This window comes from Frankia umida (assembly GCF_023242945.1).
GTDB classification, from domain to species: Bacteria; Actinomycetota; Actinomycetes; order Frankiales; family Frankiaceae; genus Frankia; species Frankia umida.
On record NZ_JALKFT010000037.1, the window covers coordinates 26,184 to 45,928 of the forward strand.

The window sequence follows — 19,745 nt, forward strand, 5'->3', positions numbered from 1 at the left end:
ATTCCAGGTGGGTGGGAGTGTAACTTGACCGCCCGTGAGACAAGCTTCCCGCGCCCTGTTCGCCTTCTCCGTCGCCTTCTCCGTCGCCCTGGCCGGTGTCGGATGCACGAGCCAGCGCGGTGGCTCGTCCGGCGGCGCATCCACCGGCTCGTCCTCCGGGACGCTGACCGGGACACCGATCACTCTCGGTTTCGTCACCGTCGAGAACTCCGCGCTCGGGTCGTATCCGGAGACACGCCGTGCCGCGCAGGCCGCCGTGGACCGGGCGAACTCCGCCCTCGACGGGGTCGGCGGGCATCCGCTGCGGCTGGTCACCTGCGCCACCGACGGCTCGCCGGAATCGAGCCAGAACTGCGCCAACCAGCTCGTCGCGAAAAAACCGCTCGCGGTCGTCGGGGGAATCGACTTCGGCACCCAGGCCGCGATGCCCATCTACGAATCCGCCCACATCCCCTACGTCACCGGATCGCCACAGCTGTCCGGCGAGCTCAACTCGAAGAACGCGTTCGCGCTGTCCGGCGGCACGGTGTCGGAACTGCTCGGCATCACCGAGTACCTGACCGCGACCAAGCACATCCGCAGTGCTCACGCCCTGTACGTGGACCTGCCCGGTCTGCTCAGCGCGGCCATCCAGGGCTCACAGAACATCCTGCACAAGAAGGGCGTCACCGACGTCAAACTTATCGCCGAGAAGGCGGATGCCGCTGATTTTGCGCCTGCGGTGACCCAGGCCGCGGCCGGTAATCCCGACGCGATCATCGTGGTGTTCCAGGCGGCGGCGTGTGCCCGGATCGCCCAGGCCGCCGCGGCGCTGAACGTCCGTAGCGACATGTACTTCGTCGGTACCTGCGCGTCCCCGGCGGTGCCGCGGGCCGCCGGTGGCAGGACCGACAACCTGTACTTCGCCTCCAGCTACCTGCCGGTGCCGGCCAGCGGCGGCGACGCGGACATGGCCGCGTTCCGTTCGGCGGTGCCCGACGCCGACCGCACGTCGGCCTCCCAGGGTGCGTTCTCGACCGTACTGAACCTGCGGGCGTTGCTCGCGAAGCTCCCTGCCCCGAGCGCGGCGACGCTGACCACCGCACTGAAGGCCACCGTGAACGAACCGAACGTGATGGCCCACCCGTACACCTGCGACGGCAAGCAGATCGAGATCTTCCCAGCGGTCTGTGACACCTCGGTCCGCCTGCTGCACTGGCAGGACAACGCCTTCAGCGATGTCACCGGTGGCTGGGTGGACGGCCGCCAGCTGATCACCCTGATCAACTGACCGACCCGCCCCACTCGACTCCGGCCTCGATCCGGCTCCGGCCCCGACCCCGACCCCGACCCGCATCGATCAGATCCGGATCGGGGCCGGGCCGTCAGATCTCCGCGACGGCCTCGGCGAACTGGGATCTGTAGAGCCGCGCGTACGCTCCCCCGACATCGAGCAGGGACTCGTGGTCGCCCTGTTCGACGATCGCTCCGTCCTCCATGACGAGGATGGTGTCGGCGTCCCGGATCGTGGACAGCCGGTGGGCGATGACGAACGCCGTGCGCCCGGCCCGCAGGGTCGACATGGCCTGTTGGATGAGCACCTCGGTGCGGGTGTCCACCGAACTCGTCGCCTCGTCGAGGACGAGGATGAGCGGCTCGACCAGGAACGCCCGGGCGATCGTGATCAGCTGCTTCTCACCGGCGCTGACCCCGGTGCCCTCATCGTCGAGCACCGTGTCATAGCCGGCGGGCAGGGTGCGCACGAACCGGTCGACGTGGGCGGCCTTCGCCGCGGCGACGACCTGCTCCTGGGTGGCACCGGCCGAGCCGTACGCGATGTTCTCGGCGATGGTGCCGCCGAACAGCCAGGTGTCCTGCAGCACCATGCCGATCTGGGCCCGTAGCCCGTCGCGGCTCATCGTGGCGATGTCGACCCCGTCGAGGGTGATCCGCCCGGAGGTCACGTCGTAGAAGCGCAGCAACAGGTTGATCAGCGTCGTCTTACCGGCGCCGGTCGGCCCGACGATCGCGATGGTGTGCCCGGGCTCGGCGACCAGGGACAGATCGTCGATCAGCGGCTTGTCCGGCTTGTAGCGGAAGCCCACATGCTCGAACGCCACCCGGCCGCGTGGTGCCACCACCACGGCGGGTCGCACCGGATCCGGGGTCTGTTCGTCGACGTCGAGCAGTTCGAACACCCGCTCCGCCGACGCGATCCCGGACTGCAACAGGTTCGCCATGCTGGCGAGCTGGGTCATCGGCTGGCTGAACTGACGCGAGTACTGGATGAACGCCTGCACGTCACCGATCGACAACGAGCCGGACGCCACCCGCAGCGCACCGATCACCGCGACCAGCACGTAGTTGACGTTGCCGATGAACATCATCGCCGGCTGCATCAGCCCGGAGATCGACTGGGCCCGCCAGCTCGCCGCGTACAACTGCTCGTTGTACTCCCGGAAGATCTGCGCGGACTCCTCCTGCCGGCCGAACGCCCGAACCAGGTTGTGCCCGGTGTACATCTCCTCGATGTGCGCGTTGAGCCGACCGGTGAGCCGCCACTGGGCGACGAACTGCGGTTGGGCCAGCTTGCCGACCCGGGTCGCCACGATCACCGACACCGGCACGGTCACCACCGCGACCAGAGCCAGCTCCCAGGAGATCCAGAACATCATCGACAGCACGCCGGTGATGCTCAGGATCGACACGACAAGCTGGGCGATGCTCTGCTGCAGGGTCTGGCCGAGGTTGTCGATGTCGTTGGTCACCCGGCTGAGCACCTCGCCGCGGGGCTGACCGTCGAAGTAGCGCGCGGGCAACCGGGCGAGTTTGTGCTGCACATCGGTGCGCAGTTCGGACACGGCGCGCTGGATGGCCCGGGTCGTCATCCGGGCCTGGATCACCCCCGCCGCCCCGGCGACGAGGTAGAGCACGGCGACCCAGAGCAGCACCCGACCGATGGCGTCGAAATCCATCCCCGTGCCGGGGGTGATGTGCAGCGAGGACAGCAGGTCGGCCTGGGTGCCATGGCCCGAGGCGCGCAGCGCCGCGACCGCGTCCTGCTGGGACGTGCCGGCGGGCACGTTGCGGCTGAACACACCGGAGAGCACCAGGTCGGTGGCGTGCCCGAGCAGCCTCGGGCCGGCGACGTTCAACCCGACGTTGACCACCGCGAGCAGCCCGGCGACGGTCAGGATCGCCCGCTGCGGTCGCAGCCGGCCCAGCAGCCGCCGGGTCGACCCGGCGAAGTCCGCCGACTTCTCCCCCACGCCCTGACCGGCGAGGAACCGCGCCGGCCCGGCCATCGGCGCCGGCCCCCGACGCGGTGCCGCGATGCTCACACCGCGGCTCTCGTCCGCGCTCCCACCGGCCCGGCCGTTCTCTCCGGCACCCCTGTTCTCGCTGGTACCGCCGTTCTCGCTGGTACCGCCGTTCTCGCTGGTACCGCCGTTCCCACTCACGCGGCCTCCTGCTCGGTGAGTTGCGACAGGACGATCTCGCGGTAGGTCGGATTACCCGCCATGAGCTCATGATGGGTGCCGGTACCGACAATTTCGCCGGCCTCGAGCACGATGATCTGGTCGGCGTCGCGAATGGTCGCCACACGCTGGGCCACGATGACGACGGTGGCCTGCGCCGTCTGCTCCGCCAGGGCGGCGCGCAGCCGCGCGTCGGTGGCGTAGTCGAGCGCCGAGAACGAGTCGTCGAACAGATAGATCTCCGGTCGGCGCACGAGGACCCGGGCGATCGCGAGGCGCTGACGCTGCCCGCCGGAGACGTTGGTGCCGCCCTGCGCGATGGGGCTCGCGAGCCCGTCGGGCATCGCCTCGACGAACTCCCGGGCCTGCGCGGTCTCCAGCGCCTGCCAGAGCTCGTCGTCGGTGGCGTCCGGGTTGCCGTAGCGCAGGTTCGACGCGATCGTCCCGGAGAACAGGTACGGCCGCTGCGGAACGATGCCCACGGTGCGGCTGAGCAGTGCCGGGTCGAGGTCGCGGACGTCCACCCCGTCGACGAGCACGGCGCCCTCGGTGGCCTCGGCGATCCGTGGGATCAGCCCGACCAGCGTGGTCTTCCCGCTTCCGGTGCTGCCGATGATCGCCGTGGTGCGCCCGGGACCGGCGGTGAGGCTGACCCGGTGCAGGACCGCGATCTCCGCGCCCGGGTAGCGGAAACCGACGTCGCGCAGCTCCAGCTGGCCGACCGCGCGCAGGGCGCGCACCGGCTCGGTGGCCGGGCGCAGCGACGACTCGGTGCCCAGCACCTCGCTGATGCGTTCCGCGCACACCTCGGCCCGCGGGATCATCATGAACATGAACGTCGCCATCATCACCGACAGCAGGATCTGCATCAGATAGCTGAGGAAGGCGGTGAGCGCACCGATCTGCATGTCACCGGTATCGATGCGATGCGCACCGAACCAGATCACCGCGACACTGGAGAAGTTCACAATGGTGAACACCAGAGGGAACATCATCGCCAGCAGATTGCCGAACCGCAGCGACACGTCGGTGAGATCGTCGTTGGCCGCGCCGAACCGCCTGCGTTCGTGTGCGTCGCGCACGAACGCACGAATCACCCGCAGGCCGGTGATCTGCTCCCGAAGGATCCGGTTGACGGTGTCGAGTCTCTCCTGCATGCCCCGACCCAGCGGCCGCATCCGGCGGACGATCATCCCGATCGCGATCAGCAGCGCCGGGACGATCGCGACCAGCAGCAGCGACAGCGCCGCGTCCTGGTTCACCGCGAGGATGATGCCGCCGACGCACATGATCGGCGCGGAGACCGTCAGCGTCGCCCCGAGCAGGACGACCATCTGCACCTGCTGCACGTCATTGGTCGCACGGGTGATCAGCGACGGGGCACCGAAGCGGTTGACCTCGCGGGCCGAGAACGCCTGCACCTGATCGAACACGGCGGCTCGCAGGTCGCGCCCGACCGCCATGGCGGTGCGCGCGCCGAACATCACCGCGGCCCCCGCGCAGACCAGCTGCACCACGCTGACGCCGAGCATGACCGCGCCGGTCCGCAGGATGTAGCCGGTGTCGCCGACGACGACACCATGATCGATGATGTCGGCGTTCAATGTCGGCAGATAGAGCATGCCAAGCGTCGCCACCAGCTGCAGCGCCACCAGCGTGGCGACGGGCCGGCGGTATCGGCCGAGGTACACCCGCAGGAGTCGAACGAGCATACGATCCTCTCAGCTACTCTCGGCCACTATAAGCAACCTTCCGCTGTCACACCGGACACCCTCCGCGAGGGCATGCCACTGCGGGCACAGTTCCATGGATGACGGACAGATCTCGTGACCGGGGGGCCTCCGCCGCAGGCGCGTAGTGACCTTACGACCTGACCCGGACTTCAGGTCAAGGCTTTTCCGAGCAGGCCCGTGCCGGCGTCACGATCTCGCCGTCGTGGCGCTCCCGACGTGGCCGGACGGACCACATTACCGAGTGCCGTACCAAATCCGGCGGCCTGGCTGACCGCCGACGACCGACCGGCCAACACCGGCGCCACCGCCCCGGACGAACCGGCGAGAACGGTCCCGGCCGATCCGTGCGAACCGCAATCGGATGATGACACCCGACACTTCACTCGTTTTCTCCAGGACCACACAGGACCCGATTCCCGCGCCAGGTTCCGCCGCCGCCCGGACCACCGGCCAACTGGCCGCTTCGCGCCCTCCGAGCACCCCGGCCGAGACGGATCCCCATCCTCGAGGCAGCGCCGACAACCCGGTTTCCGGGCAGCCGCCCTTACGCGGCACACATCGCTCATCCCTCGCCCGAGGGCGGCGGGTCGGCGCCGTGGAATACACCGCCCAGACGAAGATCCGCACTATCCAGACCCGATCCCACCCCGAAAGTCAACGCCTGACGCGGATGGCACTCGTGAGGGTTTACACGTCCACCTCGTGGTGCGACCAACCGTTCCATCACCACGCCGAACGGCTACCCTCAGGGGCGGCTGTAGGTCAACGGGCAGGCGGATCGACCCACCGCATGGTCGTCGAACGACACGGTTGTCGGGCGGCACCGGTTGTCGGGTGCGATGAGGCGGCCGAGGGCGGCGGACCGTTCGTATTCGCGGGGCGGCCGTGCGTTCGCGGCAGCCGAAAGTTCAGGGCGCCTCCGCGTGCTCACGGGGCAGCGGGACGTTGCCACACCAGTTCGGATTCGGACGCACCACGACGACGAACGGATGGTACGGCGATGTCCCTTGCCGGAGCCCGGCCCCGCGGCCCGAAGGCCGAGCTCGAGAACAAGAGTCAGCTGGCGTTGCTCCATCATCTCCACGATCTCAACCAGCCGTATCGAGTCAGCTACGAGATGGTCGTCCGCAAGGTCTGGGCGGATGACGGAGACGCCCGCGTTCGCCGCTCCCGCGCCCGCGATCTCAGCCGCCAGTTCCGCGGCGACAAGGAGATCGACTGGCACGTTGTCGAGTGCTACCTCGAACTGCTCTTCCCGGACGATCACGAGGAGCGCGGCGCACAGCTCGCCCATGCCCATCCGCTGTTCGTGGCGGCGTTCGGCCCCGAGGCGGCCGACGAAGCGGACCCGGGCGAGGACGCGGCCGCGGAGCCCAGCCCCGAGTACGTCGCCGAACTCGAGCGTCAGCTCGCCGAGTCGCGGATGCGCGCCTCCTTAGCCACCGCGCTCCTGGTGATCGTCCGTTCGGAGAACGCCACCCTGCGCGGTCGAAGCGTGTCCTTCAACTGGTTCGACACCGCTGCCACGACCGGTGACCGTGCCCTGGCCGACCGGACGTCGGGCAACCGCGCCGCCCTCGGCGACCGCGCGACCCCCGGCGGCCAGCCGGCACCGGATCGCCAACCAGCACCGGGCGGCCGGACAGCGTCGGGCGGCCACCCACCCGGTGACGGCGCGCCGCATGACCCGGTGACCGCCCCGATCGCCCGCCCGCCCACCCGGCGCAACGCCCACCGTCACCGCCGTAGCCCGACCGTGGCACCTCGTCCCACCCCGGTCTCGGTCTCGGGGCGTCTCTACCCGAGCGCCGCCCCGACCCTGGCCGCCGCGGTCGCCGCCGCTGCCGCCGCCGCCAGGTCCACGTCCGCCGCCACCAACGCCACGTCGAGTACCTCTGTCGCCGGTGCGTTCTCGACCGCGGCGGGCCGATCGACCGCGGCTGCCCGCGGATCGGGGGATGCGTCCCCGGCCGGACCGTCGGCCTCCGCCCGCACGACCTCCGGCCGCGGCGCCGGCGTCCAGCCGGACGGGCTTTCGGCCCCGGGCATCCAGTCGGTGGGCATCCCGGCGACGGGGAACCGCGTCTCCGGGAACCGGGGCGCGGCCAGCGAGCCGGACATCCTCGCCGCCGGCCCAACCCGTCGACGCCGCGGCCGCTGACGGCCCTGACCGTTGACGACACCGCCGCCGGACGATCCGGTGCCACCCACGGGTCGGCGGATGCTTGACGGCGCTGATTCCGGGCATCCCGCCCACAGCCGCCCCGGCCATCCAGCCGGGCGTCACCGCAGACGGGAGAGCGTGCCCCATGGACCGGGAGATGTTTGTCAAGCTGCTCAACGACGATCTCAGCTCGGAATACCAGTCGATCGTCCAGTACATCCAGCACGGTGCGACCATCACCGGCCCGCAGTTCCTCGCCGTCGGCGAGGAGATCAAGCGCCACCTGCCGCAGGAGCTGAACCACGCGACGATCCTGGCGGAACAGATCTCCTTCCTCGGCGGCACACCGACCGCCGAGGTCTCGGCCGTCAGTTCCGCCACCGACCCCGAGGACGCGCTGCGTACCGACCTGCTGCTGGAGTCCGAGCAGCTTGACCGCTATCGCGCACGGGTCGGCCAGGCGAACGATCTTGGACTCGCGGACGTGGCCGAGGCGTTGCGCCCCCTGCTCGAGCAGACCCAGGAGCACGTGCGTGATCTCCAGAGCGCCCTGGGACGCTAGCCGCACCGAGTCACCCGTCGCGCGCGCGGACCCCAGGCCTGGTCATGACCTCCGGTAGCTCGTGACCTTCGGTAGCCGCTTTCCGCGGCGGGTGTCCCGACGTTCGGACGGGCGTCCTCGCCACCCGGATCGCCGTGGTCGTGTTCGTCTCCGATGTGCCGACCATGGCGATCCGCGTGCGGGTGGGTCGGCGCGTGCGGGTGGGTCGGCGCGGGCGGGTGGGTCGGCGCGTGCGGGTGGGTCGGCGGATGTGGGTGGGGTCAGATGAAGACGCGACTGTCGGAGTCGACGATCTGCTTGCCGAGTGGCATCAGCGAGACCGGGATGAGCTTGAAGTTCGCCAGGCCCAGCGGGATTCCGATGATGGTCAGGCACAGCGCGATGCCCGTCGTGAGATGGCCGAGGGCCAGCCACCAGCCGGCGAAGAGGATCCACAGGACGTTGCCGATCAGCGACGCGTCCCCGGCTCCGGGCCGGTCGACCAGTCGCCGGCCGAACGGCCAGAGGGCGAAGTTGGCCATCCGCAGCGACGCGATCCCGAACGGGATCGTGATGATCAGGATGAAGCACACCACCGCTGCCAGCAGATACCCGAGGGCCAGCCACAGGCCGCAGAAGACCAACCAGATGACGTTGAGCACGACGCGCACCGTGGACCGCTCCCTCTCACATGATCGGACCGGCCCACCGGACCAGCCACCCGACGATCCCACCAGGACGGCTCCCGGCGGGGAAACTCCCACAGTGACCTACCCCGTCCGGAACGTCTTCACGAGTCCAGCGCCCATCGGTCACCGTCCGAGGTCATGGCCGCCGGCCCCGGGCATCCACAGCCGAAACTGGTTACCTTCTGGGTTGAGGCAATCGCGTTTCGCCAGCGAACCCTCGCCCCACGCGACGAATCCATGACAGCCTGCCAACCAACCCGACCCACTGGCCCGGCTGGTCAGTGTCAGCCCGACAGCCCGACAGCGCTGCCTGACCGTACGGGATAGGTGGATGACCGGTATGCGAGTGTTCGATCATGTGGTCGATCTGGTCGGTGACACACCGCTGGTGGCGCTGACGCCGACGCTCGAGCAGACGCGCGCACCGCTGCTGGGCAAGGTGGAATACCTCAGCCCGGGCGGGTCGGTGAAGGACCGGGTGGCGCTGGCGATGGTGGCCGCCGCCGAGGAGTCGGGGGCGCTGCGCCCCGGTGGCACGATCATCGAGCCGACCAGTGGCAACACCGGGGTGGGGCTGGCGCTCGTCGCGGCGCGGCGCGGCTACTCGTGCGTGTTCACGATGCCCGACAAGATCAGCGAGGAGAAGCGGTCGGTGCTGCGTGCCTACGGCGCGCAGGTGGTGATCTGCCCGACGGCGGTGGCGCCGGACGATCCCCGGTCGTACTACCAGGTGGCCCGGCGGCTGGTCCGCGAGACCCCGGACGGCTGGAGCCCGGACCAGTACTCCAATCCGCACAACCCGGCGGCGCACGAGGCGACCACCGGCCCGGAGATCTGGCGCGACACCGACGGCAGGATCACCCATTTCGTCGCCGGCATCGGCACCGGCGGCACCATCAGCGGCGTCGGGCGTTACCTCAAGGGCGTGTCGGACGGAGCCGTCCAGATCGTCGGCGCCGATCCGCAGGGTTCGGTCTACTCCGGCGGCACCGGCCGTCCCTACCTGGTCGAAGGGGTCGGGGAGGACATCTGGCCGGCGACCTACGACCGCACGGTGGTCGACCGGGTGGAGGCGGTCAGCGATCGCGAGTCGTTCCTGATGACCCGCGAACTCGCCCGCCGCTGCGGGCTGCTCCTCGGTGGCTCCGGTGGGCTGGCGGTGGTGGCGGGCCTGCGGGTGGCCCGGGAACTGGGACCGGACGGCCTGGTCGTCGTCCTGCTGCCGGATTCGGGCCGCGGCTACCTGTCGAAGATCTTCAACGATGACTGGATGTACGAGTACGGCTTCCTGGAGCCGCCGCAGACCGGACCGACCGTCGCCGACGCGCTGGCCCACAAGGCCGCCCAGCACCGGACGGCCGCGCCACCGGACCTGGTCCACGTGCATCCGCAGGAGACGGTGGGCGCGGCGATCGGCTACCTGCGGGAGTACAACGTGTCGCAGATGCCGGTGGTGGCGCACGAGCCGCCGCTGCGGGCGGCCGAGGTCGCCGGCGCGGTGCTCGAACGGCAGTTGCTGGCGGCGGTCTTCGCGGACCGGGCCGCGATCGACGCCCCGGTCACCGAGCACCTTTCTCCCCCGTTGCCGATGGTCGGTACCGGTGAGCCGCTGTCGCGGGTCGTGACGGTCCTCGGGGACGATCTGGCCGTGCTCGTCCACGACAATGGCAGCCCGGTCGGCATCCTGACCCGATCCGACCTGCTGAGTTTCCTGGCCGCGACGCCGTAGCGTGACGACATGGACGCCACTGCCGCCTCGGCCGCCAGCCCCGACCCGAACTCCGGCCCCGATCTGAGCCTCGGCCGCGACCCGGCCGTCCATGCGGACGTGGGTGCCGGCCCCGAGCCGCGGTCGTCCGGTCGGGCCCAGAACGCCGCCGGCTTTGAGACGATCGCGATCCATGCTGGTCAGGAGCCTGATCCGACGACCGGCGCCGTGGTCCCACCGCTGCATCTGGCCTCGACGTACGCCCAGGACGGGGTCGGTGGGCTGCGCGGCGGATTCGAGTACAGCCGGTCGTCGAACCCGACCCGGGCCGTCCTGGAGACCTGCCTCACCGCGCTCGAAGGCGGCCGGGCGGCGCTGGCGATGTCGTCCGGTATGGCTGCCACCGACACGGTGCTGCGCGCGGTCTGCCGTCCCGGTGATCACATCGTCATTCCGGCGGATGCCTACGGGGGGACCTACCGGCTGGTCGCCCGGGTGCTCTCGCAGTGGAACGTCGAGCACACCGCCGTCGATCTCGCCGATGCCGAGGCGACCCGGGCCGCGATCCGTCCGGGCGTCACCCGGCTGGTGTGGTGCGAGACGCCGACCAACCCGATGCTGACGATCGCCGACATCGGCGCGCTCGCGACCCTCGCCCATGACGCCGGCGCGCTGCTCGCCGTGGACAACACGTTCGCCTCCCCGTACCTGCAACAGCCGCTGTCCCTCGGCGCGGACGTGGTGGTGCACTCCACCACGAAGTACCTCGGCGGGCACAGCGACATCGTGGGGGGTGCGATCATCACCGCCGATCCGGACCTGGCCGAGCGACTACGGTTCCTGCAGAACGCGGCCGGGGCGGTACCGGGGCCCTTTGACTGCTGGCTGCTGCTGCGCGGCATCCGAACCCTCCCGGTACGGATGGACCGGCACTGCGCGAACGCCCGGCATGTCGCGACCCACCTCGCCGCGCATCCGGCGGTCGAGACGGTACGTTATCCGGGTATGCCCGGCCATCCCGGCTACCCGGTGGCCGTGAAACAAATGCGGGATTTCGGTGGAATGGTGTCTTTCACCCTGTCGGGTGGCCATGCCGCCGCCCTCGAGCTGTGCGCGCGGACCAGGCTTTTCACCCTCGCGGAGTCGCTTGGCGGGGTCGAATCCCTCATCGAGCATCCGGCCAGCATGACCCATGCGTCCGTGGCTGATTCGCCCCTCGCGGTGCCGGCGAACCTGGTCCGGCTGTCCGTTGGCATCGAAAACGCCGACGACCTCGCCGACGATCTGCGTCAGGCACTGGACGGGCTGTCCACGGCTTTCCCGTCGAAGGCCGCGGACACCACCACCGCCAGCCGGGCCGGTTCGTCCTAGCTCGACCGGCCGAGCCGGGATCGCACCCGATGCTCGCACCACGGACGGTGCGTCAACCGCCGCCGCAACGGCCGATATATGTGCACGATCTGGAGATGCGGGCGACATAGCGAACCTTAAAAGGTTAAGGTTGTGTTGCTGCGTTGGGGGTCACGGTCGGAAACTCACGGGCGGAGAACACATGGCTGCACGTGTGGGTAGGCCGGGCACCCGCCCGGTCCACCGGGCTGCGAGCGTCAGGAGTACGGGATGGGCGCTTCGGCGGACCGTCGTGCGCTGCTTCGACACGGCGCGGCCGCCTGCGCCGCTCTCGCCGCCGGCGCGGCGGCCCTGGGCGGTCTGCCCTTCGGGGACGTGCCAGTCGTGAGCTTCCCCGCGGCTGACAGCCGCACCGCGCTTGACGAGGTCGAATCCGCCCTGCGCACACTCGCCCGCCGGTGGGAGACGACGCCCCCCGCGGAACTGGTGGCCCGGCTGGTCATCCTCGAACAGCAGGCACGCACGATCGGGCGCTGGCGCCTCGGCGAGGCCCTGCGCCAGGACTGGACGCGCACCCACGGCCGCATCCTGGTCATGACAGCCGTCGCCCAGGGTGACGCGGGCCTACCGGCACGGGCCACCGCGTCGGCCCGTGCCGCGTTGGTCCTCGGCCGCCACGTCGGGGACACCGTCTCCGTGGCCCACGCCCGGGTCGTGCTGGCGGAGCTCGCCGCCTACGCGTTCGCCAGCACCGACGATGGTCTCCAGCTCGCCCGGGCCGCCCGGGCGACCGCCCCTCGGGCGCACACCGCGATCCTGGCCATCACCACCGAGGCGCACATCATGGCCGCGCGAAACATGCCGATCGCCGGTGTCGTCGAGGTTCTGCGGGAGGCCGAGGCCATCGCCGCGACCCTGCCCGCCGGCACCCCCGGCTACAGCCTGGACGGCATCCATCCGGCCTACCTGCCGACGTTCGGCGGTGCGGCGCTGGTGGCGGCGGGTTCGCTGGCCGAGGGAGAACGCCGGCTGGCCGAGGCGGCCGGCCTGTTCGACCGGAGCAGAGCCTCGGGCGCGCTGGCCGCGGTGCGGCTCTACCAGGCCTCCGCCGCGATGCGCGGGCGTGACCTCGAGCGGGCCCAGACGCTGGCCACCCGGGCGCTGGCCGCGTCGGCGGTGCGGCCGAGCAGCTGGCTGTCGAACGGCATCCTCTCCCTGGCCCAGCGGGCCAGCCGCCACGGGGCGGACTGGTCCGGCCTGGTCGTCCAGGCCCGAGAATGGTCACCGGCCTGAGCCGGTGCTTTCCGGGCGGCATGCCGCGCGCGGCACACTCCCACAATCACGGCAGTGGCCGTAACAGTAGCCATCGCGGCCACGAAGCACATCAGGTACGCAAATCCGGGAGACGAAAGAACGACCGACGACCCACTACCGAAGGATCGTGAAGGTGTAATGTTCGAAACGATCTGCAACGGCGGTGGAGTCGCCCGGGCGCCGGGCGGGCTGTGAATGGGCACGGCGCCACGCTATCCGCTGCCAGACAATGCCCTCGGGCCGGGGTCTCCGCTCGAGACAACACGGCGGACACCTCGCGGTTTCGGCCCGAAAAACAGCTGTCGGGCGCCGTTCGCCCAGGACATCCGACCCGACATGTCGCCCGGCAACCCAACGTTCATCTCATGCTTGTATACAGCCTGACCTCCCGGTTCACCGTGACACACGGTCGGGTCGGACATGCCCGTCCATCGACCTGACCAGTCGCCGTGGTCCACCCGCCCGCGCAGGGCCCTCTGATGACCGGCCGGTCGGGCGCCGGGCCTGAATCCGGGCCGGGTTCGTGGCGACGCCGACCGGGTCCGGGCCCGACCAGCCCGAAGGTGGGCGGCCTGTGCCCGACGCCACCCTCGGTCGGTGTTCGACCGCGCCCGCCCCTGCGGGCGCTGGATCCCTGGACCGTCGAACGCGGCCCGGGCGACCCGACCGTCATTCTCGGAATGTGCGCAACCGGACGCGAGCGTGTAGGTCGACGTATAGCGGGTAATCCCCCGACAGCCACGGATCACCGCGGTGACCCACTCAGCAGAAGGAGCCGGTATGAGCGCCCGGGTCGGCACCCGAACCAGCAGCATCAGTCTGGGAACGCTGCTCTACCTCGTCATCGGGGTCATCCTCACCGCCAGCCAGGACTACTGGAACTTCACCGACTGGGACGGCCATGCACTGGCCAGTCTTTTCACCGCGGTGATCGCGACCGTGCTGTGGCCGCTCGCCATCTTCTACCACTTCATTCTGACGCCCCGCTGATCCTGGGCCGTGGCCCGGCCCAGCCCGATCCGCGGCGTCGGCCGCTCCTTTTCCTGACCGCCGTCCCGCCGGCACTCCACCGGCACCCCGAGAGCGGTTTGCCGGCGACGGGACCGGCCTCGACCGTTTTCCCGCCCCGTGTCGTCCGGAATCAGGGACCTGCTCTCCAGGGCAGTCCGGACGGTCCTTCCTCCCGCCCCCGACCCGATCGATCCGCTGGATGCGCGGGACCGCATCACGAGTTTTGAGGTCGGGCGGCGGGCCGGTCATGCCAGTGTCATCCGCCGGCAGCACCCGTGGTCGTTCTCACGCGACCACGGGTGCGCGTCGGCGTGCTTCGCTAGACTTCGCAGCGCTGTTGCCGTCGAGCTTTCGCGACGTCGGCCCGTGCGCGGATCAGGGAGGCCGTCCGATGGAACCGTGCCGGATCATCAGTGTGGTGGGTAATCCCAAACCCGCGTCCCGCACCCGGCAGGTCGCCGAGGCGGTCGCCGCCCGGGTCGAGGCCGTGCTGACCGCCGCCGGCCACACCGCCACCACCGACGTCCTCGAGGTCAGCGAGCTGGGTGCGGGTCTGCTCGGCTGGGGCGACCCCGCCGTCAAGGCGGCGCTCGCCACCATTCGCTCGGCCGATGTGCTCGTCGTGGCCACCCCGACCTACAAGGCCACCTACACCGGGCTGTTGAAGCTGTTGCTCGACCAGATCGGGGGCGGCGAACTCGCCGGTCTGCCGACGGTGCCGGTCCAGGTCGCCGCCGCGCCGCAGCATGCGCTCGCCGTCGAGGTCCACCTGCGTCCGGTGCTCGTCGAGATCGGCGCCGCCTGCCCGACGACCGGCGTGTTCGTCCTCGATTCGCAGCTCGAGCAGCTGCCCGCTCAGTTGGACGCGTGGGGCGCGGTGAGCCTGCCGGCGATCAGCGCCCTCGTCGCGGCCCGACGCGCCGTGCCCACCTCGGTGGTCTGACCCCCGCACCCGATGCCCTTTCCAGACCCCTCGCTGGGGCCACGGCAACCACGGCCGGCCATGGCTACGGCGGCTACGGCGTGAGGTCGGCTCGTCTGTCCGGTAGTCCCAGTCCCAGCGGTCCCGGTGGGCGCGGCAGCTCCACGGCGCCGGGCCAGGCCGGTGGGGTGGTCGGCACGGTCCCGGTCAGGCCATCCACCGGGAGGGTGGGGGCGACCGGCCAGGCGGGCACGGCGAGGCCGGGCGCGGCGACGCTGGGCCGCACGAGGCTGGGCGCGGCGCTGGGGACGGCGGGGATCGCGGACTGTGCGCTGCCACCGTCCACGAGGGACGGCGGTGCCGACGGCGTCAGGCCGTAGATAGGGTCCGGATAGGGCGGCAGGGTGGGTACCGGCGGGGCGAGTTCGACCCCGTTGCCCCCTGGCCCGCCCGGGTGGCCGGCGTCGGGTCCCGCGGTCGAGCCGGCGGAGCCGGTGCCACCGAGAGCACCGCCGCGACCGGTGGCCTCGAGCCCGAGCTGGTTTCGCGGATCGCCCGCCGCCCACAGGCTGGCATCATCGTCGGTATCGGGGTGGACGCCGAGCGGCGCGGCGAAGCCGAAGGCCACCACCGCGACCGTGAAGCCGATGGTCGCCACGATCAGACCACGGCGCCGATCCGGGATGCGCAGACGGTCGACGTGGCCGCGGACCGTCCCCACGATACCGGTGACCATGACCATGACGGCGAGCAGAGCCATTGCCATGGCGACGGTCGGCATCGGGCCCCCAGATCGCAGCGGTTGACCGAACAGCCACACCGTAACTCACCAAGAGTTACCTAGAAGATACGAAGAGCACCGTGTCGGCTGCTGTCGTGCCCTGATCCGGCACTCGTCGGCGGGGCCGCTCTCGGGGCCTGCTGACGCCGGGAAAGCGCCACCGGCGGCACCTCGAGCGACGGCGTCCCGATCGAGGGCGTCCCGATCGAGGGCGTCCCGATCGAGGGTTCGACAGGACCGATCGACCGCGGCGCGTCGACCGTGACCGTCGGGCGCGCCGATCCAGGCGTCTGGCTGGAGGACGAGGGCCCGGCAGACGCTGACGGCCGGGCCGAGACCGAACGCGAGGGAGAAGGCGCGGCCGGACCGGGCGGCACCGACACCCGCGGGGATGCTGTCGCCCGCGGGGATGCCGATGGTTGCGGGGACAGGGTCGCCCGCGTCGGCGTCCGTGGGGGCGTGGTCGCGCGGGTCGGCGTCGACGACGGCGAACGAGTCGGACCGCGTGAGTTCACCGTCGGCTGCGGAAACGGGAAGCTTCGCGGCCGCTGCGTCGCCGGACCATCCGCACCGCCGCCACCCGAACCGCCGCCGGTGCCGGACCCACCGCCGTCGCCGTCACCGTCGGAGGTGGCCGGCGGTTTCGACGACCCGCCGCCCCCTCGGGTGGGCGTCGCGGCCGCGCTCTCGCTGCGTGAGGGAGCGGCCGTCCGCGGTGCGGTGGTCCGGGGCGGGGTGGTCCGGGGCGGGGTGGTCCGCGGTGCGGTGGTCCGCGGTGCGGTGGTCCGCGGTGCGGTGGTGCGCGGTGGGGTTGTTCGGGGCGCGGGAGCGGTACTCCGGGGTGGTGTCGTGCGCGGCGGGGTGGTCTGGGGCGGGGGTGGTGGGGTGGTGGGGCGCGGCGGTGTCGTGCGCGACGGAACGGGCGGCGCCGGCAGGGTGACGCGGGGTGGGAGCGTCCGCTGCGGCGGGGAAGCGGGCGGTGCCGGTGGCGCCGGCGGTGCTGGCGCCCGAGACGGCGCCCCGGCCGCGCCACCGCCGGTGCCGCTGCCCGCCCGACCACCGCCGCTCGTGGCCGCGGGCGGGACGTCCACCCGACCGGAACCGCCGGAACGAGCCGGCGGCGGGTCGCCACCGGCGCCGACGCCAGCGCCGTAGGGCACGGACCGGCTGTAGGCGGCCGGACTCGGATCGCCCACGGCCGGGCTGCCCTCGGGTCCACCGGCCGGACCGGAGGCGCCGGGCGGGTCATCGCCGCGCGGCTCGGCCGGGACGGAGCCGGTCGGACGTGGCAACAGGATCACGCTGCTGGAACGATCGTGGCTGCCGCCGTCCCCGGTGCCGATACCGTTCACCGCCAACATGCCGAACGCCAACATCGCCACCGATCCGGCACCGGTGACGATGCCGGCACGACGGCGGTCGTAAATCCAGGCCCATTCGGCCTGGCCACGAGCCAGACCAAGGATGCCAGCAAGTATTACCAGCCCGGCGACAGCCAGGCAGAAGAACATCATCGGGACCCCCCGCGGGCGCAGTCGCCTACCAGACTAGGGGCGATCCAGTGGTTTCCCAGCACAGGAACTTGAAAGCGTTTCTTCCCTTTCCCGGCTCGTGCCGGACATCACCGGTTCAATCGGTATCCGAACCTGACGAAGCAATCCGATCGAGGATACCTGCGGTATCGGTCCCGGCCGGAAGCGTGCCGAAAGCGAGACCGCCGTCACCGGCCAGCCGCGACGCGCAGAACGCATCTGCGACCGCCGTCGGCGCGTGCTGGACGAGCAGGGATCCCTGGAGGACGAGCGCCAGCCGCTCGACCAGCCGGCGCGCCGTGAACGGCTCGCCCCCGGTGGCCTCGAGCCGGGAAAGTAGCTGGTCAGCGGCCCGATCGAGCCGGCTGTCGGCCCCACGGGCCGCGTCGATGTCGGCGGTCACCGCCGCCAGGCCCCCGGGTTCACGGGCCAGGGCCCGCAGCACATCGAGGGCGTTGACGTTCCCGGCGCCTTCCCAGATTCCGTTCAACGGCGCCTCACGGTACAGCCTGGGCATTCCCGACTCCTCGACGTAACCGTTTCCGCCAAGGCACTCAAGTGCCTCCACCACCACCCCCGGAACGCGTTTGCACACCCAGTACTTGGCCACCGCCGTCGCGATCCGTCGAAACGCTCGTTCCGTGTCGTCACCGCACAGGGATCGATCCACCGCACCGGCCACCCGCATCACCAAAGTGGTGGCCGCCTCGGTTTCCACGACAAGATCGGCCAGCACGTTGCGCATCAACGGCGCGTCGATGAGCAGGCCACCGAAGGCACGTCGGTGCCGGACGTGATGGGCAGCCGAAAGCACCGCCGCACGCATTCCGGCCGCGGCGGCCAGGGCCGCGTCGAGCCGGGTGAGCGTGACCATCTCGAGGATGACTGCGATCCCACGGCCCGGCTCGCCGACGAGCCAGCCCACCGTGTCGTCGAACTCCGGCTCGCCGCTGGCGTTGCTGCGGTTGCCGAGCTTGTCCTTCAGCCGCTGGATGCGAAAGGTGTTGCGGGTGCCGTCCGGCAGCACCCGCGGGACGAGGAAGCAGGACAACCCGTCCGGCGCCTGGGCCAGCACCAGGAACATGTCGCTCATCGGGGCGCTGGTGAACCACTTGTGGCCGCGCAGTCGGAAGGTCCCGTCGCGGGCGGGCGTCGCCGTCGTGGTGTTCGACCGGACGTCGGAGCCGCCCTGCTTCTCGGTCATTCCCATCCCGGCGAGCAGGCCCGCCTTGGTCTCGGGCACCCGCAGTCCCGGGTCGTACACCCGGCTCGTGAGCAGCGGCTCGAACCTGGCCGCGAGGTCCGGCGCGACCCGCAGGGCCGGAACAGCCGCGTACGTCATGGACACCGGGCACAGATGTCCCTGCTCGACGGTTCCCCAGACCAGGATGTCGGCCGCCCGGGCGACGTGGGCGCCCGGGCGCGGCTGGGCCCAGGGCGCCGCGGCCATCCCCGTGCGGACTGCGACGTCGAGCAGCGCGTGCCAGGCCGGATGGAACTCGACCTCGTCGATGCGGTGTCCGTACCGGTCATGGGTGCGCAGTTGCGGCGGGAACCGGTCGGCCTGCTCGGCCCAGCGCAGCGCCTGTTCGGAGCCGGCGAGGGTGCCGAGGCGGCGCAGGTCGGGCAGGTGCCAACCCGCGCCCTCGCGGGCCATCGCGGCTCGCAGCGCCGGGTCCGCGGACGGGTCATGGCCGACCAGTGGCGGCGGCTGATTGGTCACCTGATGGGTGTGTGCGGTCGGCGTGCTCATCGCGACCCCTGTTCCTGTGTCCACGTCGGTGACCAGCGTCTGTGGCCGACGCCGCGCAATTCGTCGAAGGTTCCACGCGGATGTGCCGCGTACAACCTCCGTCGCCGACGAGTTGACCTGCGGCGTGTTAATTGATTCCGCACAGCACGAACCGCCGCTACGTGCCGGTTATCCACCCGCATCGGTCCTGCCGCCGCGCTCCACTGACCGCAAACGGCACGACCAGGTCGATCCGGCCGGGTGCGGTCGGCCGGTCATCCCGTGGGGTGACCGGCCGACCGATGTCACCCGAACGCGCGGCCACGGTCCGTACAGCCGTAGCCGCGATCACCTGACGCTGCTGCGCGACCCTGCATGGGGTAAGCCCATCGTGTCATCACGCACCGCATTCACAGATGCGGATAGTAACGACCTTTACCCATCGCGATCGTCACTCACAACGCTCGATCAGAAACAGCGAATCGCCGAGCACTCTCCTCCGGGACGGGCAAGAAGGGCACTCAGCGTAGTTATCTGGATGCCGACTTCGAGCAAAATTACACATTGTTTCGACAACGCAACTTAGAGTATCTGGCATTTCGCCCTACGGAGAATCGACAAGCCCTCACTCGGGACGCCTCCGAACCATCTCATTGTCGCCGGCCGCACACTGCGCAGTCGAAGCGCGCGCATACGACCCGGGGGCACCGAAATCTGACGACGGATACTCGTATGGTAGCTGTTCAGCTCGGGTGAGTGGTTCGGTGGCTGTATTTGCGCAGGTGGGAGTGGCCGTCGGTGGGATCGGTG

The 19,745-nt window shown here is 70.6% G+C and carries 14 protein-coding genes; 9 read left to right on the top strand and 5 right to left on the bottom strand.

The features are described from left to right. Positions 1-34 precede the first annotated feature (34 nt). Positions 35-1,270: an ABC transporter substrate-binding protein gene (locus tag MXD59_RS22870; protein WP_248826663.1), complete on the top strand. Its 1,236-nt coding sequence runs from the start codon at positions 35-37 to the stop codon at positions 1,268-1,270. 94 nt (positions 1,271-1,364) lie between these two features. Here the strand turns inward: MXD59_RS22870 and MXD59_RS22875 are convergent, their stop codons facing one another. Both MXD59_RS22875 and MXD59_RS22880 read right to left on the bottom strand, forming a co-directional pair. Then, entirely contained in the window at positions 1,365-3,284 is a 1,920-nt protein-coding gene (locus MXD59_RS22875) for an ABC transporter ATP-binding protein (protein WP_248826673.1), read from the bottom strand. Positions 3,285-3,436: 152 nt separating this feature from the next. Further along, complete coding sequence (locus MXD59_RS22880; protein ID WP_248826664.1) at positions 3,437-5,170, bottom strand: ABC transporter ATP-binding protein; 1,734 nt, start codon at positions 5,168-5,170, stop codon at positions 3,437-3,439. Between the two features lie 1,021 nt (positions 5,171-6,191). Here MXD59_RS22880 and MXD59_RS22885 point away from each other — a divergent pair. After that, a complete protein-coding gene (locus MXD59_RS22885) occupies positions 6,192-7,352 on the top strand; it encodes a hypothetical protein (protein WP_248826665.1) in 1,161 nt (386 codons plus the stop codon). 160 nt (positions 7,353-7,512) lie between these two features. After that, positions 7,513-7,917 (top strand): ferritin-like domain-containing protein, encoded by a 405-nt coding sequence (locus MXD59_RS22890; protein ID WP_225438700.1) that lies wholly within the window; start codon positions 7,513-7,515, stop codon positions 7,915-7,917. A gap of 260 nt (positions 7,918-8,177) precedes the next feature. Here the strand turns inward: MXD59_RS22890 and MXD59_RS22895 are convergent, their stop codons facing one another. Then, entirely contained in the window at positions 8,178-8,567 is a 390-nt protein-coding gene (locus tag MXD59_RS22895) for a YccF domain-containing protein (protein ID WP_248826666.1), read from the bottom strand. 358 nt (positions 8,568-8,925) lie between these two features. On the opposite strand from MXD59_RS22895, the gene MXD59_RS22900 reads away from it, so the two are divergent. The 5 genes from MXD59_RS22900 (at position 8,926) to MXD59_RS22920 (ending at position 14,911) form a co-directional block, all read left to right on the top strand. Next, entirely contained in the window at positions 8,926-10,314 is a 1,389-nt protein-coding gene (locus MXD59_RS22900; protein WP_248826674.1) for a cystathionine beta-synthase, read from the top strand. 9 nt (positions 10,315-10,323) lie between these two features. Further along, the gene (locus tag MXD59_RS22905; protein ID WP_248826667.1) at positions 10,324-11,664 is read left to right on the top strand and encodes a cystathionine gamma-synthase; all 1,341 of its coding nucleotides are present in this window, start codon (positions 10,324-10,326) and stop codon (positions 11,662-11,664) included. Positions 11,665-11,913: 249 nt separating this feature from the next. Further along, entirely contained in the window at positions 11,914-12,936 is a 1,023-nt protein-coding gene (locus MXD59_RS22910; protein WP_248826668.1) for a hypothetical protein, read from the top strand. 801 nt (positions 12,937-13,737) lie between these two features. Then, a complete protein-coding gene (locus MXD59_RS22915) occupies positions 13,738-13,947 on the top strand; it encodes a hypothetical protein (RefSeq protein ID WP_163550620.1) in 210 nt (69 codons plus the stop codon). Positions 13,948-14,359: 412 nt separating this feature from the next. Then, entirely contained in the window at positions 14,360-14,911 is a 552-nt protein-coding gene (locus MXD59_RS22920; RefSeq protein ID WP_248826669.1) for an NADPH-dependent FMN reductase, read from the top strand. Between the two features lie 73 nt (positions 14,912-14,984). Here MXD59_RS22920 and MXD59_RS22925 read toward each other — a convergent pair whose 3' ends face one another. Then, complete coding sequence (locus MXD59_RS22925) at positions 14,985-15,671, bottom strand: hypothetical protein (RefSeq protein ID WP_248826670.1); 687 nt, start codon at positions 15,669-15,671, stop codon at positions 14,985-14,987. A 261-nt stretch (positions 15,672-15,932) separates the two neighbouring features. Here MXD59_RS22925 and MXD59_RS22930 point away from each other — a divergent pair, with 261 nt between their 5' ends. Then, the gene (locus MXD59_RS22930) at positions 15,933-16,826 is read left to right on the top strand and encodes a hypothetical protein (protein ID WP_248826671.1); all 894 of its coding nucleotides are present in this window, start codon (positions 15,933-15,935) and stop codon (positions 16,824-16,826) included. Between the two features lie 474 nt (positions 16,827-17,300). On the opposite strand, the gene MXD59_RS22935 is transcribed toward MXD59_RS22930, so the two are convergent. Next, on the bottom strand, positions 17,301-18,956 hold the full coding sequence (locus MXD59_RS22935) for an acyl-CoA dehydrogenase family protein (RefSeq protein ID WP_248826672.1): 1,656 nt from the start codon (positions 18,954-18,956) through the stop codon (positions 17,301-17,303). Positions 18,957-19,745 lie beyond the last annotated feature (789 nt).